This window comes from Prevotella sp. P5-92 (assembly GCF_002251245.1).
Classification (GTDB): Bacteria; Bacteroidota; Bacteroidia; order Bacteroidales; family Bacteroidaceae; genus Prevotella.
In genome coordinates, this window is the sequence record NZ_NPJG01000082.1 from 76,947 (window position 1) to 98,196 (window position 21,250).

The following is a 21,250-nucleotide window of genomic DNA, read 5'->3' on the forward strand; positions in this document are numbered from 1 at the left end:
GGATTTTCCGGAATCTACAGATTTTTTGGATAGTCCGGATTTTACTGATCCGGATTCTCCACATATCCCTGATATTTCTCTTCCAACGAGCTCATCACTGAGTCGTAAGCTTGGTGCATGGTGGCTTGTATATTACGCTGACCTTTATCTACGGGATAGATGGGCTGATGGATGGTGAGAGAGAGAGGATGCCACTTGGCGAAATGCCAGTCGCGGGTGCGGGGCATGACGTCAAACGGGCCATTGAGCGTGATAGGCACCACGGGCAACTGCAGTTCATCGGCAAGCATAAACGCACCCTTGCGGAACTGTCCCAAGTGGCCGGTGAACGAGCGGGCTCCCTCTGGGAACACGACAACGCTTATACCGCTTGAGAGCGTTTTCCGGGCATCGTCATAAGTCTTTTTTATCTTACTTGGTCCGCGCTTGTCAACAAATATCTGGTGCGACTTGCGACAGGCATAGCCCACGAACGGGATCTTCTTGAGCTGGTACTTCATCATCCACTTGAAATTTCGGCAGAGGAAACCGTAGATGAGGAAGATGTCGAACGCTCCCTGGTGGTTGGCAACGAAGACATATGAGTGACCTTTTTCGAGGTTTTCACGTCCTTCAACCTTCACTGGAAGGAGAAAGGCACGAGTGATGACCCATCCCCAGCAGTGACCAGGGAAATATCCCCAGAAGTGTCCGTTGCCGATGCTACAACCTATTCCGGTGACGATGCCGGTGATGATGGTGGCCACGATAACTATCGGGAAGGCCACGAAGAGCTGATAGATATAATAAAGGTATTTCATTGTTGTTTGTATTTTTACTGTTTTATCTTTTCTTTCTTAGTGTGATGACCACTATCTCGCTTGGCATTCCAAAGCGGAAGGGGATGAAACCGCCGAGACCCGTAGAAACGTTGATGGCTCTGTCGCCCTCGAAAAACATTCCTCCCCACTCGTCATAAATCAGCGAAGCAGGCGACCAACCGAAGAGGGCAAATTGCATGGCGTGGGTATGACCGCTCAGGGTGAGCTGTGCATGGCTTTCGGGCAATATCTTGCGTCTCCACGATGAAGGGTCGTGTTCGAGCATCGTCACGAAAGCCTCTGGGTTTACCCCGTTGAGCGTCTTTTGTATGTCGCCGAGACGGGGGAAGTGGATGCTGTCGCCGTCGTTAGCCATTCCCGCTACTACTATAGAGTCTGACGAGCGGCGCACTGCCACATGGTCGTTGACGAGAAGATGCCACCCCATCTGGCGTATCAGTCTTACCGTTTCGCGCTCGTTGGCTACCTTTGTTGAATGTGAGGCATGGATATAGTTGGCGTAGTCATGATTGCCGAGAACGGAATAGACACCATCTTTCGCCTTTATCGTCGAGAGAATGTCGATACAGGGATAAAGTTCCTGAGGTTCACGGTTCTGGAGGTCGCCGGTAAACATCACCGCGTCGGCATCCTGGGCATTGATGCTATCCACATACTCGCGAAGGATGTCGGTACAGGACTGGTATGTACCCACATGGGCGTCTGAGAAATGAACTATTTTATAGCCGTCGAACGAGGCTGGCAGAGAGGCTGATATATACTCTACGTGCCTTACGTTGAGCTGATGGAAGCCTGCAGTTGAGCCATATATGGATATATACCAGATGAGTAAGACAAATATCCACCCGGTGATATTGCCGTAGTTGCGTGCTGGGTGTTGTCTTGCTTTCTTGAACAGTGTCCTAACGATTCTGCTGCATAGCGTGCCGAAGAGCGAAGATAGGAAAAATACCAACTTTGGGACGACGAGAAGGGCGAGAAGCAGAAGGTAAGTGTTCATTACCGACATGTCTTTGGGTGCAAAGTTTCGTGAGGTGACAAGTCCGACTGTTGCCACTGCCATCATTATCGACGGGAGTAAAAGCATAGCAAGACGTCTTGCCTTATTTTTTCTTTTGCGTATGTAGCGCAGGTAGAAATATATGTCGGGCAAGACAATAGCTATCAGGATTGGAATGAATATCTTGGTAATCATTGTAAGTGTCTGAAATATTGTTGTCTATCGGCTTAAGAAACGCCTCATCAGTTCTATGGGTACGCCTCGACGTCGGGAATAGTCTTCCAGCTGGTCGTCGCCCACCTTGCCAACGGCGAAATAGCGTGCCTTGGGATGGGCTATCATCATACCGCTGACGCTGGCGTGAGGCTTCATCGCACCGCTCTCTGTCAGTCTGATGCCTATCTCTGAGAAATGTATGATGCTGTCGATGACGAAGTTGATGCTGGCATCGGGCAGCGATGGATAGCCTACGGCAGGACGTATGCCTACGAAACGTTCTGAGTGTAGGTCGCTGACTGAGAGACACTCGTCGGGAGCATATCCCCAATAAGTGCGTCGCACCTCTTCGTGCATCTTCTCTGCTGTTGCTTCGGCAAGGCGGTCGGCAATGAGTTGCATCATCATTCGTTCGAAATCATCGTTCTGGAAATCTGTCTCAAGCCCCATATCGACGGTGGTGGCAAAGAGTCCCATTCGGTCGGCTATTCCTTGACCAACAGGACGGATGAAGTCTGACAGACAGAGGTTGGGTTGTGACTCATCGACAATATTCTGCTGGCGTAGCAAAGGGATACGATGACCGTCAAAGATGATGTCGTCGTCGTCGCCATTGGCGTCGGCAAGGGCGACGATGGCATGAGTGTGATAACGGTCGGCAAAGGTCTTTATACGTTCTTCTGCCATGTGTCGCAGTCGCTGTTGTTCTTGACTGTCTTTTACCTGCCATGCATGATAGAAATAGAGCCAATTGATATATGGCTCTATGTCGGTAAGATAGTATGTGAGGACGCGTCGTTGCATTTCTTTCCTTGTGATGCTTATTCCCTGAACCTCACTGCTTCGCCAGCAGTGGTGTCTTGTATCTTTCCGTCGGCATATATTGTCTTTCCATTGCAGATGGTGCGTTCCACACGCCATGAGAACTGGTGTCCTGTCAGCGGAGTCCATCCGCATTTGCTCAGCACATCTCCATCGGTCACTGTCCATGGAGTGCCTTTCCTCACCAGGACGCAGTCTGCCTTGTATCCGGGACGTATGTATCCACGACGACTCACGCCGAAAATACGTGCGGGATTGTGGCACATGAGTTCAACGAGACGTGTCATCGAGATATAACCCTTGTCAACGAGTTCCAGCATAGAACATAGAGAGTACTGTATGCTCGGCATGCCAGAGGCAGCCTTGGCGCATCCTCCATGTTTGTCAGCCAAGAGGTGTGGGGCATGGTCGGTGCCTATCACGCTGATACGTCCGTCGGCGATGGCTTGTCTCAGCGCCTCACGGTCGTCGGCAGTCTTTACGGCAGGATTACACTTTATGCGTGTCCCTTTGGTTATATAGTCCTCGGCAGAAAACATCAGGTGGGCTATGACAGCTTCGGCGGTGATGTTGTCGTCATGCGGTTCGAATAGCTGCAACTCTTCCTTGGTGGAGATATGAGCCACGTGCAGCCTGGTGTGGTGTTGCCTTGCCAATTCAACGGCGAGTCTCGTACATTCTATGCAAGCCTCCCTGCTGCGTATGTCGGGATGATGAGTAACGTCAGGATCGTCTCCATAGAGTCGCTTGGCCTCAGCCATGTTGGCGTTCATCATCGCCGTATCCTCACAATGCGTCATGACGGGCATGGTGGCGGTGGAGAAGATTCGGTCGAGCGACTGTCGGCGATCGACGAGCATATTTCCTGTGGAAGCCCCCATAAAGAGTTTTATTCCAGGTATGCGGTGAGGGTCGAGACGTGCGAAGAGGTCGGCATTGTCGTTGGTAGCCCCAAAGAAGAACGAGTAGTTTACAATGCTATCAGTAGCAGCGATGGCGAATTTCTCTTCCAGTGCCTCCAAGGAGGTTGTCTGTGGCACGGTGTTTGGCATGTCGAAGAAGGTGGTGACGCCACCGGCGGCAGCTGCACGGCTCTCGGAAGCCATGTCTGCCTTCTGCGTCAGTCCTGGCTGGCGGAAGTGTACGTGGTCGTCGATGATGCCGGGCAGCAAAAAACAACCCTCCGCATCCAGTGTCTCATCGACATCAGATGGGAGAGCCTCGTTGTCTGCATCCACATTCACAAAAAAGCCATCTTCAATAAGTACGTTGGTCTTCAGCGACTTACCATCGCTTACGACGGTTACATTCTTTATTAGAGTTGTCATTTCTGCCTGATGATAGATATGTGTTTATTTCTTAATAGAGTCGGTCAGCACTTTTTGAGAAAAAGGAGAGTTGTTGACTTGCTGCCCGGCTGATATGGAGTCGATAGTTTCTTGAGGTTGTGCTTGTGTGGGCGTAGGAGTGCCGTCGGGCTCAAGGCCCTGCATTCTTGCCTCGTTTTCAGAAGCTATCTTATAATATTCGCTTACGTATGGGTTGCTCTTGAACTTGTCTGTAGCCTTGCTCATTATATCCTCAATCTGAGGAGTGAGGATGGGATATTGATAGCCGCTTGTGATCATCATGAAGACGCCTGGACCGAGCACATTGTCGAAGTTATCTACGATAAACGAGGTGACGAGCTTATCCTCTTCCTTGGCTATCTGTGCGGCTTCGATAGAGAGCTTCTGGTTTATCTCATCCTCGTCTATGCCGTCGAGCATCATCTGGCTCTGCTTGTGTGCAAGCTCGTTCATTTGGTTGTCGAGGCGGTTATGCTTGTCGAGAAAGTCGTAGAGCTTCTCGTTAAGAGGCGTTCCGCTCACCTTCTGGCTTGCATTGTCTATCTTTATGGTTATCTCTCCTTCTTCCAGTACCATAGGCATGATGCTCTGGTCGTCCATAAAGAGGTTGACCATTCTCACCGTATCGAGAGTGCCGTTGAAGTTAAACTGCCCGTGCACGACGTCACAAGAGTCGATATTCTTAAGCTCATTGTTTTTAATGGCTTTGAGGTAGAGTTTACTTCCGTCGAGTGCCGACACCGACGATGAGCCCTGCACGTTGTATGAGCCAGTGCAAGAGGCGAAGACACTAACCGCCATGGCTAATGCGTATGTGATTTTCTTCATGCTTTTTCTCTTTTTCTTAAAATTTCACTTACAAATGTACGATGTTATCATGACGTACGGAAATTTTTTTATTAGTTTTAAAACAATTATCGCTTGTTTTATGATTTTTTTTGCTCTTCTGACAGTTCTTTACCCAGTCTATGGTTTGAATAGAGCTGTAACAGTGCCGCAATGAGTAGCGTCACTACCCAGTTGTTTCTAACGTATTGGAGATATGACAACCTGTCGAGACCGAAGAGATTATTTACATTTGCAAACATCAAGACTGCTGTGATGACAAAGAACAGGTCGCTTGCCACTACCATGCGGCGAAGGCGGCGTATTACCACATTGTTGCCTTCGTAGCTTTGTTTTAGTTGCATCAAGACGAAGGCGACCGTTCCCATGGCGAAGATATAGGGAGCCCATGGTTGCAGCATGACGTTGGCAATACTGCCCACGACAATCATCACTGCTCCCATGAGAAAGATGATGTTTTCTACCTTATTCAGTTGTTTCATTTTCAGTGCTTTCTTGTGAGTCATCACGTAGTACAAAGATGTCTTCATCGTCGGCCTTCATGAAATACCGCTCACGGGCTATCTCCACTATCGCCTTCGGGTCTGTCTCCAGTCGGCGCAGCTTGGACATGTTGGTTTCGTACTGTCCGCGATATTCATCAATCTCTTTCTGAAGGTCGCTGATGCGCTCCTTGTTGTTCATGTGTGCCAGGATGCTGTTCTCGCCTACAAATCCCACGAGTGCCACACCAGCCGCCGCCACTACGACATACCTAAGCCATAGCGCGTGTTGCATGAACTTCATCAGTCTCGGCATCTTTTTCATACCTATTTATATATATAAGGGCAAATGGATTAGTCTCTCTTCGAACCCAAGATGCGGAGAAGATAAATGAAGAGATTGATGAAGTCGAGATAAAGCGTGAGGGCGCCGATGAGCGCAAGCTTCTGTCCTGTCTCGCCAGTATCGCCTGATACGGCAAGCATCTGCTTTATCTTCTGTGAGTCGTATGCGGTGAGACCTACAAAGATGAGCACGCCCAGATAACTGATGATCATGTTAAGTCCTGTGCTGCCTATAAACATGTTGACGATGGTGGCTATGATAATGCCGATGAGGGCCATGAAGAGTATGCGGCCTATCGACGTGAGATCTTTCTTTGTGGTGTAGCCTATGACAGCCATCGTGGCAAAGGTGCCTGCGGTGATGAAGAAGACGCTGGTGATAGACTCCATGGTGTATGCAAGGAAGATGAACGATAGCAGAGCACCGTTGATGACGCTATATGCCACAAACATCAGTGTTGCGGTGGCAAGCGAGAGGCGGTTGATAGCTCCGCTGACGCCAAAGACCAACGCGAACTCGGCAATGATGAGTCCGAAGAAGAGAGCCTTGTTTGTGACCAATGCATTTAGGATGCCAGGACTGGTGGCCACACCGTATGCTGTAACGCCGGTGAGGACAAGCGCGAGGGTCATCCATACATATACCTTGCGCATTAATACAGGGAATGCCTGAGACAACATTAGCTCGCGATCGCGGGCTAAAGAATCAATCTGAAAGTTGTTATAGTTCATTGTATATTCATTTTTTTATTATTTCCGAATACAAAATTACTACAAATATCTCGATAAAACAAGAAAAACGCATGACTTATAGCATTTTTTGATTATTATTTTAGTATCTTTAATTATTTTGGTGGCAAAAAACTTGCTATTAAGCCAATTTTGCAATAACTTTGGACCCGATTTCGGATGAATAGACAATAAGTTAATGCTACAATATGAAAAATGCTCAGATTACAATTCGTAAAGGTAAGCCAGATGATGCATCGCGTATAGCGTCGCTCATCATCATGGCCATGACAGAAGAATGCTGTCTCTATTTCTGTGGAGAAAAACAGACCATTGATGACTTTCATGAGGCGATGACTACGCTCGCATTGCGCACCGACTCGCAATACAGCTATCTCAACACTCTTTGCGCCGTTAACGAGAAAGACAATATTGTGGGTGTATGCACAAGTTATGACGGTGCCCTACTCCACCAGCTGAGAAAGGCTTTCATCGACACGGCATGGGAACGATGGGGAATGGATCATAGTAATATGCCAGACGAGACACAGGCAGGAGAACTCTATATCGACTCGCTTGCCGTGGACCCAGAATACAGGGGAATGGGGATAGCAAAGCAGCTGCTTGAGGCTACGATACAGAAATCGAGAGAGATGAACCTGCCTGCCACAGGCCTCCTCGTGGATACAGGCAACCCTCGCGCTGAACTATTATATAATAAGGTGGGATTCCGCGTCGTAGATACCAATACGTGGGGAGGACACCCTATGAAGCATATGACAATAGAAAACAACACGACTAAAATAAATTTTTGAGAACAATGAAAATAGGATTGTTTATCCCTTGTTATGTCGATGCTATCTTTCCAGAGGTGGGTGTAGCGACATACAAACTGCTTACAAGCTTAGGGCTCGACGTGGAATATCCTCTCGACCAGACTTGTTGCGGACAGCCGCAGGCAAATGCAGGATTTGAAAGGATGGCAGAGACACAGGCGCTCTCCTTTGACGAGAAATTCGCCCCTTTCGACTATGTGGTGGCCCCATCGGCCAGCTGTGCAGCCTTCGTGAAGATCAATCATCCACGACTGCTAAAAGATCATCGTCACGAATGCATGGCATCGGAGAAGGTGATGGACGTGGTGGAATTCCTTCACGATGTGGTGAAACCGACATCGCTGCCAAGCCGCTTTCCTCACGTGGTGAGCATACATAACTCATGTCACGGTGTGCGCGAACTGGGTCTTTCGTCGCCCAGCGAACGAAACATGCAGTCGTTTTCGAAGATCAAAGACCTGCTCTCGCTGGTGGATGGCATCACGGTGAAAGAACCCGAACGCGCTGACGAATGTTGTGGCTTCGGAGGAATGTTCTCCATCGAAGAACAGGCAGTGTCTGTGCAGATGGGAACAGACAAGCTGGAACGCCATATAGCCACCGGGGCAGAGTTTATCACGGGACCAGACTCGTCGTGCCTCATGCATATGCAAGGCATCGCCAAGCGACTGGGCAAGCCCATACAGTTTATTCATGTAGTACAGATATTAGCAGCAGGACTATGAGCACATTACATTCAAAGGCGGCAGAGGTTTTCCTCAATAATGCCGAGAAAGCAAAATGGCACGACGCCACGTTCTGGTCGGTACGTACCAAGAGAGACAATATGGCGAAAAACCTCGACGAGTGGGAACAGTTGCGACAGATGGCAAGCGACATCAAGCGTCATACCATAACACACATGGACGAGTATCTCGACCGTTTTGCCACCAATGCCGAGAACAATGGAGTGACAGTACACTGGGCGAAGGACGCGCGCGAGTTTAACGGGACCGTGCTCGACATACTGCGTTCACATGGTGTGAAGAAGATGGTGAAGAGCAAATCGATGCTCACTGAGGAGTGTGAAATGAATCCCTATCTCGAAAACAACGGCATAGAGGTGGTGGAGACCGACCTCGGAGAACGTATCATACAACTAATGCACTCTAAGCCAAGTCATATAGTGATGCCGGCAATACATATCACACAGGAAGAGGTGGGACATCTCTTTGAGAAAGAGTTGGGAAGCGAGAAGGGCAACTACGACCCCACTTATCTCACTTACTGTGCACGTATGAGCCTGCGCGATGAGTTTATGACTGCTCAGGCAGGCATGACGGGAGCTAACTTCGGCGTGGCAGAGACTGGCGACATCGTGGTGTGTACAAACGAGGGCAATGCCGACATGTCAACATCAATGCCTAAACTGCATATTGCCGCTATAGGACTTGAGAAGGTGATACCCGACTACCGCTCGCTCGCCGTGTTCCAACGTCTGCTCAGCCGTAGCGGAACGGGACAACCCACTACGACCTTTACATCTCATTTCCGAAAAGCACGTCCAGACGGCGAGATGCATATCATTCTCGTTGACAACGGACGTAGCGACATCATCGCCGACAAAGAGCACTGGGAGACACTGAAATGTATTCGTTGCGGATCGTGTATGAACACATGCCCCGTCTATAGACGCAGTGGCGGATATTCATATACGTACTTCATACCAGGACCTATCGGTATCAATCTCGGTATGCTGCGCGACCGCTATTCGTTTTCTGACAATGTCAGCGCATGTTCGCTTTGCTGCTCGTGCGACAATGTTTGTCCAGCAAAAGTGAACCTTTCGGAACAGATATATCTCTGGAGACAAAAACTCGAATCGCTGCAACGGGCTAAGAAACAGAAGAAACTCATCAGCGAGGGACTAAAATATGTCTTCGATCGACCGCGACTCTACTCTACCGCACTGAAATTTGCCCCGATAGTCAACACACTTCCGCGTTTCTTGAAATATAATGGACTTAATGACTGGGGAAAGGGACGCGAACTGCCCGAGTTTGCCAAGGAGTCGTTCCAGACGTTGTGGAAGAAAGGTAAGGTGAAATAAATTCTTGTCGTTTTCTGGAAATAATGTATAGTTATGAATAAAGAAGAACTTTTATCAAAGATAAAAAACAACATTCACTCCACTTACGAAATGCCTTCGTTTGAGGAGCTGAATGCCGTGAAGTACGATAATCCACTGCTGCAGTTTGTTGAAATGAGTCAGACTGTGGGAGGAATGGTGGTACATCTGAAGAGTGGCGAAGATGTCAACAAGGTTATTCGTGATATATATCCCGATGCAACCGTGATAACGTCAAACTTACAGGAGGTGACCATAGCAAACAGAAATCCAGACACAGTGACAGAGGCCAATGACCTTAACGGAACTGACGTGGGAGTGGTAAAAGGTGAGTTTGGCGTGGCTGAAAACGGATGTGTCTGGGTGCCTCAGACCATGAAGGAGAAAGCCGTCTGCTTCATCTCCGAAAACCTTGTCATACTGCTCGACAGCGACAAGATAGTCAACAATATGCACGAAGCATACGAACGCATACATTTCACCGACTATGGTTACGGATGTTTTATCAGTGGACCGTCGAAGACTGCCGACATAGCACAAGCTCTTGTCATGGGAGCACAGGCTGCCCGGTCGGTAACAATCATATTAAGGTGATAGAAGCCCATTGTGTGCTTTTTTGACATAAAATAGAGAGGAGTGAGGCAAAAAACTCACTCCTTTAACATAGTTTTACGACAAATGCAACTTATTTATCGATAATTATCGCTATCTTTGCATCGGTTTATTTAGAATTGAGATTATTTATGAAAAGCAATAAGTTTTTTATCCTCCTATTCTCGGCTTTCATCATGTCGTCTTGTTTTAAGGATGAAGCACCGAATGCCGAATGTGACATAACCAGAGCCTGGGTTCATACAGACGATTGGAGTAGCCTCTTCTTTAACGAGGCTGACACGACGAGAACAGTGTTGTATTCTGACAAGAAGATTTATTTCTATATCAAGCCAGATGCAGACGTGACAGCCTTGGCACCGCAGTTTGAGATCACCGAGGGGGCTACCATATCCCCTGCCAACGGAAGCGTACAGGACTTCTCAAACGGACCGGTGAAATATATCGTCACATCTGAAGACGGACAGTGGACAAGGGAATATCTCGTCAATTTCGCTTTTCCGAAGATACCCACTTACTACAGTTTTGACGAGTCGGGAGAAATATACAACGATCCTAACTTAGGGGCAAGATATAACAGATGGTATGAAAAATGTGAGTCCGGCATCGACTCTTATCACAGTATAGAGGTGTTTGCCAATGCCAATGCAGGCTTTGCGCTGAGCAACACTAAGACAGCCGTGGAAGACTATCCTTCAGTAGTCGATATGGGTTATGCAGGAAAAGGCGTGCGTCTGACTACTTGCAGCACTGGGCCCTGGGGATTGCTCGTAAGACGACCTTTGGCAGCTGGCAACTTCTTCATCGGAGAGTTTGACGTGGAGCAGGCTCTTGACAACACTCTTCACACATCGCGCATGGGACGTGTCTTCGATCGTAAACCCTATAAGGTAGAGGGATACTATAAATATAAGGCGGGCAAAGAATTCTGGAAATTCGTGAAAGGCAAGGTGGAGAAGCATCCTGAGATAAAAGACCGTGCAGCCATCTATGCTGTGTTCTACCGCAACCGAGATGCAGAAGGAAAAGAAGTGATGCTTTTCGGCGAGGACAGCAAGACCAATCTGAATATCGTGGCAATAGCCGAGCTAACAGATATCCCAGAGACAGACTCATGGACTCATTTTGAGATGACGTTCAACTGGAAAGCAGATGTTGACTGGACATTGCTGCGCAATCAAGGATATAACCTTACGGTGGTGTTCTCGTCAAGCACCGACGGAGCCTATTACGAAGGAGCGCCAGGCAGTACACTCTGCATCGACGAGGTGAGAATCCTATGTGAAGAGATGGAAGAATAATCATATTATATAATTGACTATTATGAAGAAAAAAATATATCTATCAGCACTGTCGCTTTTGGTTTCCATAGGCTCGTGGGCCATCAGCATACCAGACAGTCTAAACTATACCTTCCGCATTGGTTACAATATCGGCGGTACGGCACCCATTGGGATGCCAAACACGATAAGGAGTCTTAACAGTTACGACTTCCAACCAAATGTCACCCTCGGACTCGATGTATGGAATGATATCTGGGGACAATGGGGATTGCTTTCAGGCGTACACCTGGAGAATAAAGGAATGAAAATAGATGCTACGGTAAAAAACTACCACATGACGATGGTGCAAGGTGGCAACGAGCTCGAGGGTATGTACACGGGAAAACTGGTCACTGACTGCAATCAATGGATGATAACCATACCACTGATGGCTACCTTTCGCACTGGACACTTCCTGCTGAAATGCGGACCATATGTCTCGTATGTCGCCAACACGTCGTTTAAGGGACACGTCTATGACGGATACCTCCGTACCGGCGATCCTACCGGCGACAAGGTGACAATGGGGCCTGAAGGCGACGACAATCCCACTTACGACTTCAGCGACGATATGCGGAAGTTTCATGTAGGCATAGGAATAGGTGCTGACTATTGCATCGGAAGCCGTTTAGGCATCTATGCCGACATCACATGGGGACTGAATGGTGCTTTCAAGAGTTCGTTCAATACTATCGAACAGACGCTTTATCCTATCTATGGTACCATAGGTCTGTCGTATAAGCTAAAATAGAATAACGTTTTAAAAATAATTATTATGAAGAAGATTTTTACACTTTTTGCAACACTGTTGTTTGCAGTAACGGCAATGGCAGAAGATTATGAGTGCAATCTGGCAGTATTTGCCTATGGCACCCCCAGTGACTACCAGAAAGTGAACATCAATTGTACGAAAAACGCCAATGAAAAGTTCGACTTTCTTTTGAAGAATTTCAGTTTCGGTACAATGAATGTCGGTGATATTAACGTAAAGGATATCGACGTCATAGAGCAGAATGGTGATTTCTATCGTTTCAAGACAAAGCAGACGATAACGATTATATTTGTCTTGCCCTGTGAAATAGAACTTGAGGGTACGTTGAATGGGAGTACTCTCGACGTGAAACTCTTCATACCGTCGTTCTCCACAAGTGTTCTCGTCAACAACAACCCCACACTTGAAACATATCCACAGGTCACTGGCCTGAAAGTCTTTGGAACTGATGTTCCTAATTTCGACCCGTCAAAGAACACGGGAAATAGTATAGTATTGCCCACCACACCTACCGATGCCGACATCACATTCACTACCGACGACGCTTCGGCTAAGACATACGTATTGAGCTTTCACGACACACAAAACAAACTGTTTTATGTAGCCTGTTACAGCAACGATCTCGTGGGTATAACAAATTATGTGTTTGATGTCGTTGAATCCTCTGGAGTGGATGCTGTCATGGAACCATCATGCCGCACAGTGATAGGCAGCTACAATGTCGGAGGCAAGACTTCGGGCAATGGCTCTCGTGGTTTGGTAATCACGAAGTATTCTGACGGAACAGTAGAAAAGATCGTTAAATAACTTTTGCAAGAATGGAAGTAAAAAGAAGATAGGGAAGTTGACTTCCCTATCTTCTTTTTACTTATTATGTTTCTTTATTTTATTCCACGCTCGTTAAGAGCCTTAGTGTATTTTGCCGCATTCTTAAGATGTTCGGCGTAGGTGACTGCGAAATTGTGGGTGCCAGAGAAGTCCTCCTTGGCACACATGTAGAGGTAATTGTGCTGTACGTAGTTGAGCACAGCGTCGATACCAGCCACCGATGCTATCTTTATAGGACCGGGTGGAAGACCTGTGTTCTTGTATGTGTTGTATGGGCTGTCGATGGTGAGAAGTTTGTTGTAGATACGGCGAAGGGCAAAGTCCTTGTGAGCAAACTTAATGGTCGGGTCAGCCTGTAGTGGCATGTCGGTCTTCAGACGATTGTAGTACATGCCTGCTATCATCGGCTTCTCGCCGTTGTTTGCCGTCTCCTCGTCGATGATGCTTGCCATGGTTGCCACTTCAACAGGTGTCAACCCCATTGTCTCGGCCTTTCTTTTCCTGCGGTTGTCCCAGAAGCGATCGTGAGCATCTTCCATCTTGTCCATCAGTTTGTCGATACTCACGTTCCAATACACTTCGTATGTATCTGGAATAAACATCGCCATGATCGTAGCGGTGTCGTAGCCATATTTTGAACAGTATGCTTGGTCGGCGAGATGTTCGGCTATCTCCGTACTGTCTATCATCAGCTTCTTCGACAAGATGGCTGCGAGGCGTTCGGTGGTTCGCGCCTCGGGGACAGTGAGCCTGAGTGGACTCTGCAGTCCGTTTTTTAGATGTCTGAAAAGTGTGAAGGTGTTTACACCAGTTTCTACGGCATAGCGTCCGGTACGTATCTTGTCGTTGTTATATCCCCAGTGTCTCATGAGTGTTGACATTCCGGTCATTGAGTGCTCTTTGCCCAACGGTTGTAGTTTGACGATAACAGAGTCTAAAGTATCGTCGTTGTCGATATATACATATTCGGTAGAGCTCTTCTTCGAAAAAGCGGTGAAGAAGAAGTAGAATAGCAGCAGGGCTATTATTACCACAATAGCAGCTGCCGAATAGATGTAAACCTTCGGTGTGACTTTTTTCATGATGGATATTCAGAATTTGTCAGTTGAAAAAATTAACCTGATTACATATAGAGAGGTAGGCATGTCGCCATACCTACCTCTATGCTTAATTGAATTTCTATTTACAGATTCAGTGACTTCTTGATAGCCTCAATCTTGGCGTTTGCAGCTTCGACGCAACGGTCGTAGTCGGCTGCAGTCTTCATGCTGTCGTCCTTAACCTCAATGTAGAACTTTATCTTTGGCTCTGTGCCTGAAGGACGTACGCTGACCTTTGTGCCGTCGCTGCAGAACCACTGGAGCACGTTGCTCGTAGTTGGCATATCGAGTTTCTTCGTGCCTTCAGCTGTGGTGATCTCAAGAGTCTGGAAGTCTTTCCATACGGTGATCTGGCTGCCTGCAAGGTCTTTTGGAGGATTAGAACGGAAGTCGGCAAGCATCTGCTTGATCTCGTCTGCACCAGTCTTTCCGGGTTTAACCACGTTGACAGTAAACTCGCGTGAGAAGCCATAGTCAACATAGATGTCCATGAGCAGGTCGTAGAGAGTGCGTCCGTTGTCTTTAGCCCAAGCAGCAATTTCGCAGATGAGACAGATGGAGGCAGGTGCGTCTTTGTCGCGAACCTTGTCGTATGGCAGGTAGCCGAACGACTCTTCTCCACCTCCGATGTACTTCTGCTTACCTTCTGAGATGGCGATCTCGTTGGCAATCCACTTGAAGCCAGTGTAGCAGTCGCGAATCTCCACGCCGTTGCGCTCGGCTATCTTTGCAATCACCTCTGTTGTCACGATGGTCTTCACCATGAAGTCAGAAGGATTGAGTTTACCGAGTTTCTTCTTGTTTTCGATGATATAGTAAGAGAGCATCATAGCGGTCTGGTTACCATTGATGATGATCCACTCTCCCTTATTGTCTCGGCAAACGATGGCGAGGCGGTCGGCGTCTGGGTCAGAAGCGATGACGAGGTCGGCGTTGAGCTTTGTTCCGAGCTTCATGCCCAAGGTCATGGCTTCTGCATTCTCTGGGTTAGGAGAAACGACTGTTGGGAAATCGCCGTCGATGACCATCTGTTCTGGCACCACGTGTATGTTCTGGAAGCCCCATGAGCGCAGACAGAGAGGAACGATGACGCGTCCAGTGCCGTGCATTGGAGAATAAACGATGTTGAGGTCTTTCTGTCGCAGGATTACATCCTGATCTACCATTGCTTCTTTCACTGCAGATACATAGTCCCAGTCCATCTCGCCGCCGATGATCTCAATAAGTTCCTTGTTACCAGTGAACTTAACGTCGTCGATGGTCACTTTGTTCACCTCGTCGATGATGCCCTTGTCGTGTGGAGCGAGCACCTGTGCGCCATCGCCCCAGTAAGCCTTATAACCATTATACTCGCGTGGGTTGTGGCTTGCTGTCACGTTGACACCAGCCTGGCAGCCGAGTTGGCGTATGGCGAACGAGATCTCAGGTGTAGGACGGAGGCTCTCGAAGAGATAAGCCTTGATGCCATTGGCTGAGAAGATATCTGCTACGGTCTCTGCAAACATACGTCCGTTGTTGCGGCAGTCGTGTCCCACTACAACGGCGAGATCTTTCTTTTCAGGATAAGCCTTCAGCAGATAGTTGGCAAAGCCTTGTGTTGCCATACCCACGATGTATTTGTTCATGCGGTTTGTACCGGCACCCATGATGCCGCGCAGACCGCCAGTTCCGAATTCGAGGTTCTGGTAGAAAGCGTCAACGAGGGCTGTCTTATCCTCGTTATCGAGCATTTCTTGTACTTGCTTTCGTGTTTCCTCGTCGAAAGCTGGTGAAAGCCACTGTTTGGCTTTTTCTTCGCATTGTGCGATAAGCTGTGAGTTGTTGTCCATAAAATTATGTTTTAAGTTTTTATTCTCTAAATCACCACAAAGGTAATACTTTTAATCAACAATTGTCATGTTGACTGCGTTAATTTTTGCTAAAGGCGGGAATTATTGCCTAAAGTTCATTGATTATCTTGTCAATTTCTTCAAATTGATTACCAAGATTCAGGTTCAGATATACCCTATAGAGTGCTGGAGCCCATTTTTGTTTCGCCTCGGGTGCCATCTCTCTGTATCGTTCGAGATATGGTCTTGCCTGGATATAGAGTTTTTTTATCTCCTCTTTCCGTTTAGTTGTCTGTGACCCCTTTTCTGCTATGACGACATTGTTGAGGAAAGCCATTCCCACGTTATAGTATGCTTCAGCGACAGAGTCGTTGAGTTCAATAATCCTGTCCCCTACTTTTATGCAGTCGTCGTTTCGTCCGAGGTTAAGAAGTGCATTCGACTTGGCATAGAGGAAGAGGATATTGGTGGAGTCTGTTTCCAGAGCCTTGTCGGCAGTGGCAAGAGCCTCTTCCATTTCCCCGTTCTTGGTATAGAAGTCGATGAGGTGCGGGAAGAAATAGCTGAATGTAGGAAAGAGGTTAAATCCCCGTTTCAATGTTTCGAAATATTTCTCCGTGTCGTTTGTCTTTTCGTATGCAATGGCTTCATACATGAGCGTATAGCTGAGCCTTGCCGTGTCATTTTCTGCAATTTCGGCATGTCGGAGTGTCATCTCCGCGTTGTCAGCGTTATGTCCGCAGACAGTTGCCCAATATGCTGCTTCAGGCATTCGTTTGTCGTTTTTTGAATAGTCGTATGCGGCAAACATCGGGTGTGTTGAACATGATATATAGGTGTCGAAAAGTGTAAAGGCCCTTTCGTTGTCACCTTTTCTGAGATGGAACGTACCGCCGAAGAAGAGGTTCGGTCGGCAACGGTCGAGCATAACTATGTTTTTCTCCCGGTATTTTGTTTTCACCCTACCCTTTTCGTCAGGCAAGGCGTCAAGCGAGTCGAGTTGCAGAGCCACGTCAAAGAGTTTCTTTGTCAGCGTGAAGAGCTGTGTGGTGTCGTATTTTTGCTTGAGATAAAGTTTTTCGTTGCCCTCGGCATACTGTTTCTCTATTGCCTGTAGCAGGGAAGCATATACGCGTGGGTCTTGACGGCTGCTTGAGTCTTTTTTTATTGCGTCTCTAAGCATCGTCTCGGCCTTAGCCAGTTCCTTGCCACTCTTAATATAAGACCGCGCTTGAGAAATCTCTTTGCGCTGAGCTCTCAAGCACGGTATTATTGTCAATATGAGAAGCGTTATAGCGATAAGCTTCTTTGTCATTATTTATTCGCCTCCCATTAATTTTTCAATCTCTGCGGTCTTGGTAGCATCGCCGAGTCCGTAGTAAACCTGATAGAGGGTGTATGCCCAGTTCACCTTCTTACGGTCTGGGTCAACCGAACGTACATGCTCGAGATACTTCTGTGCCTCGGTATATACGGCCTTCACCTTCTCTGCATCAGCAGGAGCCAAGCGTCCTGTTGTGCCTGAGAGCTGGTCCTTCATCGTTGTAGCCTTCAACACGAGGCTGGCACCGATATTATACTCCACCTCGATGAAGTTTGGATCGATCTCCATGGTCTTCTTGAATGAAGCCACAGCCTCGTCATACTTCTGCTGGTTCATCTGGCTTTCACCGAGGAATGCCCAGAGGAACTTGTCGTTTGGCTGCTTTTTCACCTCTTCGGCACACCATGCTTCTTTCTCGGCGTTACGTCCTGGCTGTGAGAGATACTCGTTGATGGCGAAGAGAACAGACTGGTCGTCGATGTTCTTCTCACGTATCTCTTTCAGCTTGTTGAAGTAAGCTACAGAGTCTTCTTTAGTCTTGCAGGTTCCCTTGAGCGAAGAAACGATAATGTTCATTGCTTCAGCCTTTTGCTTCGCGTCGTTGAGAGCTATTGTTGCGTAGCTGATAGCCTTCTGGTAGTCCTTGCTGAGATAAGCTGCGAGGGCTGCGTAGTCAGCTATCTGATAGTACAAGGTGTCTTTCTGTACCTTGCCTTCAAACATTGCAGCGTCGCCCGACTCAACGAAAGCGCCCCAGAACTGTGCAGCCTTTGCATAGTCCTTAACGTTGTAGAAGTGGCTACCGCCGTCGATGAGTGTATTGCGTACTGCTGCGAGGCGTGTAGCGTTCTTTGAACGATAGCGTGGTTTGATCTTGCCCTTTTCGTTAGGCTGCATGTCAAATTCGTCGCACTTGATGGCTGCCTTGATAGACTCAGCCACGCCATTGTACATGCCAACGGTGTCGATAGGAGTCTTCTCTGTCTTGAACTGGTTCTGTACCATTGCGTCATACGCGATGGAATAGAACTGATACTGAATCTCACTCATGGCACCCCATGCAGCTGCTTTGTCTTTAGTCTCGGCAGATGTCAGTGCAGGTGTCAGGATTTTCACTGCTTCAGCAGGATTGCTCTTCTGCTTCAGTGCTTGCTTTACCAGGTCGTCCTGGCCAAAGGCAGTTGCCGCTGTTGCCAAAGCCACTGCCATCATCATAATTTCCTTCATAAACGTAATTATTAGAGATTGTACTTATTATTCATTAGGAGTGATATTGTCTTCTGTATCTCCTTGGTTTTCAGATGCCATGGCCTCTGTGTCAGGGAGAGATTCCTCCTCTGGTGTCATGGCTTCGATATCTTCCTCAGACGTGTCAGATATGACCTTGCATACGCTTGCTATCACATCGTTCTTCTTAGTGAGGTTGATGAGACGCACGCCCTGAGTAGCGCGGCCCATGACACGCACGTCGGCCACCTTGAGTCGAATGAGTATGCCACTCTTGTTGATGATCATGAGGTCGTTCTCGTCGGTTACCACCTTGATAGCCACCAGACGTCCAGTCTTCTCGGTGATGCTGAGAGTCTTCACACCCTTTGCGCTTCGCGATGTGGTGCGGTAGTCCTCGATGTCGCTGCGTTTTCCGTAGCCGTTTTCGCTTACAACCATGATGGTTTCTGTCTCTGGGTCGTTAACGCACACCATTCCTATCACTTCGTCGTCTCCTCCGTCGAGTTTCATTGCCCTTACACCGGTAGATACACGTCCCATGGCGCGTACCTGGCTTTCGTTGAAGCGTATGGCGCGTCCGTTGCGGTTGGCGAGGATGATCTCGTTGTTGCCGTTGGTCAGTCTTACTGCCACTACCTGGTCGCCTTCAAGTATGTTTATCGCGTTCACGCCGTTGGCACGTGGTCGGCTGTAAGCCTCAAGACAAGTCTTCTTGATAAGGCCATTCTTTGTGGCAAATACCACGTAGTGAGACTTCACGAATTCCTCATCGTCAAACTTCTTTATTCTCAGCACGGCGTTGATGGCATCGTCGGCCTCGATATTGAGTATGTTCTGTATTGCTCGTCCCTTTGCATTCTTTGCGCCTTCTGGTATTTCGTAGCATTTCAGCCAGAAGCAGCGACCCTTCTGTGTGAAGAAGAGCAGCGTATTGTGCATCGTGGCGGGATAGATATACTCTGTGAAGTCCTGGTCGCGTGATGTGGCTCCCTTGCTGCCCACTCCACCTCTGCTCTGCTGGTGGAACTCGGAAAGTGCCGTGCGCTTGACGTAGCCGAGATGGCTGATGGTGATGACCACGGGATCGTCTGGATAGAAATCCTCGGCATTGAATTCCTCGCTCGAATACTTTATCTCTGTGCGGCGCTCGTCGCCGTATTTTGCCTTCACTTCCTGCAGTTCGTCTTTCATTACCTTCTTGCAGAGCTCAGGATCGTCGAGTATCTGCTGCAGGTAAGCGATGAGTTTCTGCAGTTCCTCATACTCGTTGTGGAGTTGATCCATCTGCAGACCGGTGAGCTGACGCAGGCGCATATCCACGATGGCACGCGCCTGCACCTCGTCGAAGTCGAAACGCTTCATGAGGTTGTCGATGGCTTCTTGAGGAGTCTTTGATGCGCGTATGATGTGTACCACCTCGTCGATATTGTCGCAAGCCACGATGAGAGCCTGGAGGATGTGTGCACGGTCTTGTGCTTTCTTCAGGTCGAACTGTGTGCGGCGAATGGTCACGTCGTGGCGGTGCTCCACAAAGTGATGGATACATTCCTTAAGTGTTAGCAGCTTTGGGCGACCGTGTACCAGTGCGATGCAATTCACGGAGAATGAGCTCTGTAGAGCGGTCATCTTAAAGAGCTTGTTCAGCAGTACGTTGGCGTTAGCGTCTCGCTTCACATCTACCACGATACGCATGCCCTGACGTCCTGACTCGTCGTTCACATTGCTTATACCCTCGATCTTCTTCTCATTGGCGAGGTCAGCTATATACTTTACGAGGTCGGCCTTGTTTACTCCGTAAGGAATCTCGGTGACTACTATCTTGTCGTGAGTGTCTCCGGGTTCTATCTCAGCCTTTGCGCGCATGACGATACGTCCGCGTCCTGTTTCGTATGCGTCTTTCACGCCCTGGATGCCATAGATATAAGCACCTGTAGGGAAGTCAGGAGCCTTGATATACTCCATCAGTCCGTCGGTGTCTATGTCGGGGTTGTCAATATACGCGCAGCAACCGTCGATTACCTCGCCGAGGTTATGAGTAGGTATGTTTGTTGCCATACCCACGGCAATACCGTTACCACCATTGACGAGGAGGTTTGGCACCTTTGTAGGCATGACGGTGGGTTCCATGAGCGAGTCGTCGAAGTTGCTTGTCATATCGACCGTGTCTTTGTCGAGGTCGTCCATGATATGTTCGCCCATCTTCGAGAGGCGGCACTCTGTGTAACGCATAGCAGCAGGCGAGTCGCCGTCAACGGAACCGAAGTTACCCTGTCCGTCAACGAGTGTGTATCTCATGTTCCATTCCTGTGCCATTCTGACGAGAGCTCCATATACAGAGCTGTCGCCGTGTGGGTGGTACTTACCGAGCACCTCACCGACGATACGTGCACATTTCTTGTAAGGTTTGTCACTGGTGTTTCCAACGCCCATCATACCGTAGAGGATACGGCGGTGAACAGGCTTGAAACCATCGCGAACATCAGGGAGGGCACGAGCCACAATCACCGACATTGAATAGTCGATGTAAGATGACTTCATCTCCTCCTCGATGTTGATTTTAATGATTCTGTCTTGATCTAATGTCTGATCCATTCGTGTTTATTATGTTAACTTTTTAATTGTTGTCTTCTACTCGTCATATTTTGAGAAAAATGCCGTTTAAGGCCCTTTTTAGCCATTC

The 21,250-nt window shown here is 48.2% G+C and carries 20 protein-coding genes; 7 read left to right on the top strand and 13 right to left on the bottom strand.

The window, feature by feature from the left end; genetic code table 11:
- Positions 1 to 41: 41 nt before the first annotated feature.
- The 8 genes from CIK99_RS08745 to CIK99_RS08780 form a co-directional block, all read right to left on the bottom strand.
- Entirely contained in the window at positions 42 to 800 is a 759-nt protein-coding gene (locus CIK99_RS08745) for a 1-acyl-sn-glycerol-3-phosphate acyltransferase (RefSeq protein WP_094381144.1), read from the bottom strand.
- Positions 801 to 822: 22 nt separating this feature from the next.
- Positions 823 to 2,016 carry a metallophosphoesterase gene (locus tag CIK99_RS08750; protein WP_094381145.1) on the bottom strand — a complete coding sequence of 398 codons (1,194 nt, stop codon included), beginning with the start codon at positions 2,014 to 2,016 and terminating at the stop codon, positions 823 to 825.
- Positions 2,017 to 2,040: 24 nt separating this feature from the next.
- A complete protein-coding gene (locus CIK99_RS08755; RefSeq protein WP_094381146.1) occupies positions 2,041 to 2,841 on the bottom strand; it encodes a vitamin B12 dependent-methionine synthase activation domain-containing protein in 801 nt (266 codons plus the stop codon).
- Positions 2,842 to 2,858: 17 nt separating this feature from the next.
- Entirely contained in the window at positions 2,859 to 4,187 is a 1,329-nt protein-coding gene (locus tag CIK99_RS08760; RefSeq protein WP_094381147.1) for a dihydroorotase, read from the bottom strand.
- Positions 4,188 to 4,211: 24 nt separating this feature from the next.
- A complete protein-coding gene (locus tag CIK99_RS08765; RefSeq protein ID WP_094381148.1) occupies positions 4,212 to 5,036 on the bottom strand; it encodes a DUF4369 domain-containing protein in 825 nt (274 codons plus the stop codon).
- Positions 5,037 to 5,134: 98 nt separating this feature from the next.
- Positions 5,135 to 5,536 carry a hypothetical protein gene (locus tag CIK99_RS08770; RefSeq protein ID WP_094381149.1) on the bottom strand — a complete coding sequence of 134 codons (402 nt, stop codon included), beginning with the start codon at positions 5,534 to 5,536 and terminating at the stop codon, positions 5,135 to 5,137.
- Entirely contained in the window at positions 5,520 to 5,861 is a 342-nt protein-coding gene (locus CIK99_RS08775; protein WP_254047763.1) for a septum formation initiator family protein, read from the bottom strand. The genes CIK99_RS08770 and CIK99_RS08775 overlap by 17 nt, the downstream gene beginning before the upstream one ends.
- A gap of 29 nt (positions 5,862 to 5,890) precedes the next feature.
- Positions 5,891 to 6,613 (bottom strand): Bax inhibitor-1/YccA family protein, encoded by a 723-nt coding sequence (locus tag CIK99_RS08780; protein WP_094381150.1) that lies wholly within the window; start codon positions 6,611 to 6,613, stop codon positions 5,891 to 5,893.
- Between the two features lie 206 nt (positions 6,614 to 6,819).
- Here CIK99_RS08780 and CIK99_RS08785 point away from each other — a divergent pair, with 206 nt between their 5' ends.
- From CIK99_RS08785 to CIK99_RS08815, 7 genes are all read left to right on the top strand, one after another.
- The gene (locus tag CIK99_RS08785) at positions 6,820 to 7,425 is read left to right on the top strand and encodes a GNAT family N-acetyltransferase (RefSeq protein WP_094381151.1); all 606 of its coding nucleotides are present in this window, start codon (positions 6,820 to 6,822) and stop codon (positions 7,423 to 7,425) included.
- Positions 7,426 to 7,430: 5 nt separating this feature from the next.
- On the top strand, positions 7,431 to 8,171 hold the full coding sequence (locus CIK99_RS08790) for a (Fe-S)-binding protein (RefSeq protein WP_094381152.1): 741 nt from the start codon (positions 7,431 to 7,433) through the stop codon (positions 8,169 to 8,171).
- Positions 8,168 to 9,535 (top strand): lactate utilization protein B, encoded by a 1,368-nt coding sequence (locus tag CIK99_RS08795; RefSeq protein WP_094381153.1) that lies wholly within the window; start codon positions 8,168 to 8,170, stop codon positions 9,533 to 9,535. Before CIK99_RS08790 ends, CIK99_RS08795 begins: the two co-directional genes overlap by 4 nt.
- A 33-nt stretch (positions 9,536 to 9,568) precedes the next feature.
- On the top strand, positions 9,569 to 10,147 hold the full coding sequence (locus CIK99_RS08800) for an LUD domain-containing protein (protein WP_094381154.1): 579 nt from the start codon (positions 9,569 to 9,571) through the stop codon (positions 10,145 to 10,147).
- Between the two features lie 149 nt (positions 10,148 to 10,296).
- A complete protein-coding gene (locus tag CIK99_RS08805; RefSeq protein ID WP_094381155.1) occupies positions 10,297 to 11,466 on the top strand; it encodes a PCMD domain-containing protein in 1,170 nt (389 codons plus the stop codon).
- A gap of 22 nt (positions 11,467 to 11,488) precedes the next feature.
- Positions 11,489 to 12,238 carry a porin family protein gene (locus CIK99_RS08810; protein ID WP_094381156.1) on the top strand — a complete coding sequence of 250 codons (750 nt, stop codon included), beginning with the start codon at positions 11,489 to 11,491 and terminating at the stop codon, positions 12,236 to 12,238.
- A 24-nt stretch (positions 12,239 to 12,262) separates the two neighbouring features.
- Positions 12,263 to 13,066: a calycin-like domain-containing protein gene (locus CIK99_RS08815; RefSeq protein WP_094381157.1), complete on the top strand. Its 804-nt coding sequence runs from the start codon at positions 12,263 to 12,265 to the stop codon at positions 13,064 to 13,066.
- A gap of 74 nt (positions 13,067 to 13,140) precedes the next feature.
- Here the strand turns inward: CIK99_RS08815 and mltG are convergent, their stop codons facing one another.
- The 5 genes from mltG to gyrA form a co-directional block, all read right to left on the bottom strand.
- A complete protein-coding gene (gene mltG, locus CIK99_RS08820) occupies positions 13,141 to 14,169 on the bottom strand; it encodes an endolytic transglycosylase MltG (RefSeq protein ID WP_094381158.1) in 1,029 nt (342 codons plus the stop codon).
- Between the two features lie 101 nt (positions 14,170 to 14,270).
- Positions 14,271 to 16,016: a phospho-sugar mutase gene (locus CIK99_RS08825; RefSeq protein ID WP_094381159.1), complete on the bottom strand. Its 1,746-nt coding sequence runs from the start codon at positions 16,014 to 16,016 to the stop codon at positions 14,271 to 14,273.
- Positions 16,017 to 16,125: 109 nt separating this feature from the next.
- Positions 16,126 to 17,331 (bottom strand): tetratricopeptide repeat protein, encoded by a 1,206-nt coding sequence (locus CIK99_RS08830; RefSeq protein WP_094381160.1) that lies wholly within the window; start codon positions 17,329 to 17,331, stop codon positions 16,126 to 16,128.
- Between the two features lie 3 nt (positions 17,332 to 17,334).
- Positions 17,335 to 18,567, bottom strand: a complete 1,233-nt coding sequence (locus CIK99_RS08835) for a hypothetical protein (protein ID WP_094381161.1) — start codon at positions 18,565 to 18,567, stop codon at positions 17,335 to 17,337.
- A 27-nt stretch (positions 18,568 to 18,594) separates the two neighbouring features.
- The gene (gyrA, locus tag CIK99_RS08840) at positions 18,595 to 21,162 is read right to left on the bottom strand and encodes a DNA gyrase subunit A (protein ID WP_094381162.1); all 2,568 of its coding nucleotides are present in this window, start codon (positions 21,160 to 21,162) and stop codon (positions 18,595 to 18,597) included.
- Positions 21,163 to 21,250: the final 88 nt, after the last annotated feature.

Bases quoted from the DNA above. Each gene is read 5' to 3' on its own strand.
- CIK99_RS08745 (WP_094381144.1), bottom strand. From the start codon at position 800: ATGAAATACCTTTATTATATCTATCAGCTCTTCGTGGCCTTCCCGATA.
- CIK99_RS08750 (WP_094381145.1), bottom strand. From the start codon at position 2,016: ATGATTACCAAGATATTCATTCCAATCCTGATAGCTATTGTCTTGCCC.
- CIK99_RS08755 (WP_094381146.1), bottom strand. From the start codon at position 2,841: ATGCAACGACGCGTCCTCACATACTATCTTACCGACATAGAGCCATAT.
- CIK99_RS08760 (WP_094381147.1), bottom strand. From the start codon at position 4,187: ATGACAACTCTAATAAAGAATGTAACCGTCGTAAGCGATGGTAAGTCG.
- CIK99_RS08765 (WP_094381148.1), bottom strand. From the start codon at position 5,036: ATGAAGAAAATCACATACGCATTAGCCATGGCGGTTAGTGTCTTCGCC.
- CIK99_RS08770 (WP_094381149.1), bottom strand. From the start codon at position 5,536: ATGAAACAACTGAATAAGGTAGAAAACATCATCTTTCTCATGGGAGCA.
- CIK99_RS08775 (WP_254047763.1), bottom strand. From the start codon at position 5,861: ATGAAAAAGATGCCGAGACTGATGAAGTTCATGCAACACGCGCTATGG.
- CIK99_RS08780 (WP_094381150.1), bottom strand. From the start codon at position 6,613: ATGAACTATAACAACTTTCAGATTGATTCTTTAGCCCGCGATCGCGAG.
- CIK99_RS08785 (WP_094381151.1), top strand. From the start codon at position 6,820: ATGAAAAATGCTCAGATTACAATTCGTAAAGGTAAGCCAGATGATGCA.
- CIK99_RS08790 (WP_094381152.1), top strand. From the start codon at position 7,431: ATGAAAATAGGATTGTTTATCCCTTGTTATGTCGATGCTATCTTTCCA.
- CIK99_RS08795 (WP_094381153.1), top strand. From the start codon at position 8,168: ATGAGCACATTACATTCAAAGGCGGCAGAGGTTTTCCTCAATAATGCC.
- CIK99_RS08800 (WP_094381154.1), top strand. From the start codon at position 9,569: ATGAATAAAGAAGAACTTTTATCAAAGATAAAAAACAACATTCACTCC.
- CIK99_RS08805 (WP_094381155.1), top strand. From the start codon at position 10,297: ATGAAAAGCAATAAGTTTTTTATCCTCCTATTCTCGGCTTTCATCATG.
- CIK99_RS08810 (WP_094381156.1), top strand. From the start codon at position 11,489: ATGAAGAAAAAAATATATCTATCAGCACTGTCGCTTTTGGTTTCCATA.
- CIK99_RS08815 (WP_094381157.1), top strand. From the start codon at position 12,263: ATGAAGAAGATTTTTACACTTTTTGCAACACTGTTGTTTGCAGTAACG.
- mltG (WP_094381158.1), bottom strand. From the start codon at position 14,169: ATGAAAAAAGTCACACCGAAGGTTTACATCTATTCGGCAGCTGCTATT.
- CIK99_RS08825 (WP_094381159.1), bottom strand. From the start codon at position 16,016: ATGGACAACAACTCACAGCTTATCGCACAATGCGAAGAAAAAGCCAAA.
- CIK99_RS08830 (WP_094381160.1), bottom strand. From the start codon at position 17,331: ATGACAAAGAAGCTTATCGCTATAACGCTTCTCATATTGACAATAATA.
- CIK99_RS08835 (WP_094381161.1), bottom strand. From the start codon at position 18,567: ATGAAGGAAATTATGATGATGGCAGTGGCTTTGGCAACAGCGGCAACT.
- gyrA (WP_094381162.1), bottom strand. From the start codon at position 21,162: ATGGATCAGACATTAGATCAAGACAGAATCATTAAAATCAACATCGAG.